The sequence below is a fragment of the Bradyrhizobium sp. UFLA06-24 genome (genome assembly GCF_054967145.1).
In genome coordinates, this window is sequence record NZ_JADFUE010000155.1 from 1 (window position 1) to 3,529 (window position 3,529).

5 protein-coding genes are annotated in these 3,529 nt (G+C 63.4%); 3 read left to right on the forward strand and 2 right to left on the reverse strand.

What is annotated here, in order from left to right; genetic code table 11:
* The 3 genes from IF809_RS38170 to fabI form a co-directional block, all read left to right on the forward strand.
* Positions 1-414: phosphate acyltransferase (locus IF809_RS38170; protein WP_462840045.1), on the forward strand; the 414-nt coding region annotated here is incomplete at its 5' end.
* 5 nt (positions 415-419) lie between these two features.
* On the forward strand, positions 420-1,634 hold the full coding sequence (locus IF809_RS38175) for an acetate/propionate family kinase (protein WP_462840047.1): 1,215 nt from the start codon (positions 420-422) through the stop codon (positions 1,632-1,634).
* On the forward strand, positions 1,631-2,419 hold the full coding sequence (fabI, locus tag IF809_RS38180; RefSeq protein ID WP_128964329.1) for an enoyl-ACP reductase FabI: 789 nt from the start codon (positions 1,631-1,633) through the stop codon (positions 2,417-2,419). The genes IF809_RS38175 and fabI overlap by 4 nt, the downstream gene beginning before the upstream one ends.
* 30 nt (positions 2,420-2,449) lie before the next feature.
* Here the strand turns inward: fabI and IF809_RS38185 are convergent, their stop codons facing one another.
* Positions 2,450-2,908 carry a MaoC family dehydratase gene (locus IF809_RS38185; protein ID WP_453982119.1) on the reverse strand — a complete coding sequence of 153 codons (459 nt, stop codon included), beginning with the start codon at positions 2,906-2,908 and terminating at the stop codon, positions 2,450-2,452.
* Between the two features lie 14 nt (positions 2,909-2,922).
* On the reverse strand, positions 2,923-3,529 hold a 607-nt coding region (locus IF809_RS38190), incomplete at its 5' end, for a 3-oxoacid CoA-transferase subunit B (protein ID WP_462840046.1).

Consider the following 3,529-nt stretch of genomic DNA (forward strand, 5'->3'; position numbering starts at 1 on the left):
GTCGCCATCCTGTCGGCGGTCGAGACCGTCACCTCCAAGATTCCGTCGACCATCGAGGCGGCCGCGCTGTGCAAGATGGCCGATCGCGGCCAGATCACGGGCGGCGTGCTTGACGGGCCGCTGGCGTTCGACAATGCGATCGACTCTGAGGCAGCGCGCATCAAGGGCATCAAGTCCGAGGTCGCCGGCCGGGCGCAGATCCTCGTCGTTCCGGATCTAGAGGCCGGGAACATGTTGGCTAAGAACCTCGCCTACTTCGCCAAGGCTGATGGGGCCGGCATCGTGCTTGGCGCGCGCGTGCCGGTCGTCCTGACCTCGCGGGCCGATACGCCGCGCGCGCGAATGGCCTCTTGCGCGGTGGCATCGCTTTACGCCAACGCGCGTCGCCAGCGCGCCCCCACGATAGCCGCGTGACCGCCATGGATACGATCCTTGTCGTCAACGCCGGCTCTTCCAGCGTCAAGTTCCAGATCTTTTCGGTCGAGGGCGAGGGTCGGCTGCGACGGCAGATCAAGGGTCAGATGGACGGTATCGGCAGTCGTCCGCGGCTGAAGGCAAGCGGCGCGGCGGGCGAGTCCCTGGCCGATCGCGCCTATCCGATCGAGGCGGTGCCGGACGTTTCAACTGCAATGGGCGTCGCCGGCGCGTGGCTGCGCGAGGAGCTTCGCATTCACCCGATTGCTGTCGGGCATCGGGTCGTGCATGGGGGGCCGGATTACGACAAGCCTGTCCTGATCGACCATGGCGTGGTGGCTCGGCTGGAGCGCTTCATCAATCTCGCGCCGTTGCACCAGCCGCACAATCTGGCGCCGATCCGATCGATCCTGACGAATTTTCCGACGCTGCCGCAGGTCGCCTGCTTCGACACCGCATTTCACCGAACGCACGGTGCTCTCGCGGATTACTACGCGATCCCGCATCGGCTTCATGCCGAGGGGGTGCGGCGCTATGGCTTTCATGGCCTGTCCTACGAGTACATCGCAAGGACCCTGCCGAGCGTCGCTCCCGAAATCGCAAAGCGTCGGGTAATCGTCGCTCACCTCGGCAGTGGCGCCTCGATGTGCGCGATGAAGGATGGCCGAAGCGTCGAGAGCACCATGGGTTTCACTGCGCTGGACGGTCTGCCGATGGGTACGCGGCCGGGCCAGCTTGATCCCGGCGTCGTGCTCTATCTGTTGGCCGAGAAGGGTATGTCGGCCGCAGGCGTGCAGGATTTCCTCTACCGCGAATGCGGCTTGAAGGGGCTTTCCGGCGTCAGCAACGATATGCGCGAGCTGGAAAGGAGCGAGGATCCCAAGGCAAAGCTTGCGATCGACTATTTCGCCTATCGGATCGGCCTCAACGCCGGCATGCTGGCAGCGGCCTTGCAGGGCTTGGATGCTTTCGTCTTCACGGCCGGCATCGGCGAGAATTCCGCAACTATTCGTGCTCGCGTGGCCGAGCAGCTGGGCTGGCTCGGGGTCGCGCTCGACCCGCTCGAAAACTCCCGCCACGCACCGCTGATCTCGCGCTCCGGAAGTCTGATCCCTGTTTACGTGGTGCCGACCGACGAAGAGCTGATGATCGCACAGCATACGCTGTCGCTGCTGATGAGCACACCATCGAGCAACCCCAGACAAGAGAGGGTGTCATGATTCCCGTGTATCCGGAAACCAAGGTTGCCTTGAAGGGCAAGAAGGGGCTCGTCGTCGGTATCGCCAACGATCAATCCATCGCCTGGGGCTGCGCCAGGGCGTTCCGTGCCCTCGGTGCCGAGCTTGCAGTGACTTATCTGAACGACCGAGCGAAGAAGCACGTCGAGCCGCTCGCCCAGGCGCTCGAAGCGCCGATCTTCATGCCGCTCGACGTGATGGTCGAAGGCCAGACCGAGCAGGTTTTCGAACGCATCGCGAAGGAGTGGGGCCAGCTCGATTTCCTGCTGCACTCGATCGCCTTCTCGCCCAAGGAAGCGCTGCATGGCCGCGTCGTCGATGTCGGACGCGAGGGCTTCCTCAAGACCATGGAGGTCTCCTGCTGGTCCTTCCTGCGGATGGCTCATCTGGCCGAGCCGCTGATGAAGAACGGCGGGACGATGTTCACCATGACCTATTATGGCAGCCAGATGGTGGTCGAGAACTACAACATCATGGGTGTGGCGAAGGCGGCGCTGGAATCGGCGGTTCGGTATGCGGCGGCCGAGCTGGGCCCGAAGGGCATCCGCGTCCATGCGATTTCGCCGGGACCATTGGCCACGCGCGCAGCCTCAGGCATTCCCGAGTTTGATGAGCTGATGGACAAGGCGCAATCCAAGGCGCCGGCGCGAAGCCTCGTGAGTATTGACGATGTGGGCAACGCCACCGCGTTCCTGGCGCTCGACGGTGCCAAGCTCATGACCGGCGGGGTGCTCTACATCGATGGCGGCTATCACATCATCGACTAGAGGACTGGATCGTGCCGATCGCGCGAGCACTCACCGATAGTGCAGCGCGATCAGCTCGGCGACACAGGCCGGCTTCGTGCCGCCCTCGATCTCGATCACGAGATGATAGTTCACGCGCAAGCCGTCGGGAGGCACGTCCTCAGCTTCGGCAACGGTCACGCGTCCTCGTAGTCTGGATCCTGCCGGCACAGGCGCCAGGTAGCGGATCCGGTCCGCGCCATAGTTGAGGGTATTGCGCAACCCCTTCAGGCCAATCACTGATCGGATGAAGAGAGGCGCGAGCGCCAGCGACAATAGTCCGTGGGCGATGGTCTTGCCGCCCGGCATCTCCTTCCTGGCGCGCTCCTGATCGACGTGAATCCATTGCTCGTCGCAGGTCGCTTCGGCGAACTGATTGATCCGTTCCTGGGTGATCTCGACCCAGTCGCTGACCCCGATCTCGGTGCCGACGACCGCCTTAATCTCTTTGAAATCGCTGAATATGCGCATATTGCCTCGCCCGCTCATATCTTCATTTCGGGAACGCGGTCGCCGATAACCAGCTCAGCCTCCGTGACGGCCATCACCTCGCCGACGCTAATGCCGGGAGCAGTCTCGAGAAGTGTGGCCCTTCCGTCGGGGAAGCCGATCACGGCGAGATCGGTGACCACCAGGCTCACCGGCCGGCTGGACGTCAGCGGCAGGTTACACTGCTTGACGATCTTCGACTTACCCTTCGCCGCATGTTGCATGGCGACGATGACCCGTCTGGCGCCGCTCACCAGATCCATGGCGCCGCCCATGCCGGGCACCATCTTGCCGGGGATCATCCAGTTGGCGAGATGGCCGCCTGCATCGACCTGCAGACCTCCGAGCACGGTGACATCGACATGGCCGCCCCGGATCAGTCCGAAGGACATGGCGCTGTCGAACGTGCTTGCGCCCGGCAGCGCGCTGATCGGCTTTCCGCCGGCATCGGTGAGCAGCGGGTGCTCCAGTCCCTGTTCGGGAATTGGTCCAGTGCCGATCAGTCCGTTCTCGGACTGGAAGAACACCTTTGATTCGGGCGAAACATAGTTGGCGACCAGTGTCGGAATGCCGATGCCGAGGTTGACGAGATTGCCCGGCTTG

What these genes read in the sequence shown, in the direction of transcription:
- IF809_RS38175 (WP_462840047.1), top strand. Translation starts at nt 420, where the DNA reads ATGGATACGATCCTTGTCGTCAACGCCGGCTCTTCCAGCGTCAAGTTC.
- fabI (WP_128964329.1), top strand. Translation starts at nt 1,631, where the DNA reads ATGATTCCCGTGTATCCGGAAACCAAGGTTGCCTTGAAGGGCAAGAAG.
- IF809_RS38185 (WP_453982119.1), bottom strand. Translation starts at nt 2,908, where the DNA reads ATGCGCATATTCAGCGATTTCAAAGAGATTAAGGCGGTCGTCGGCACC.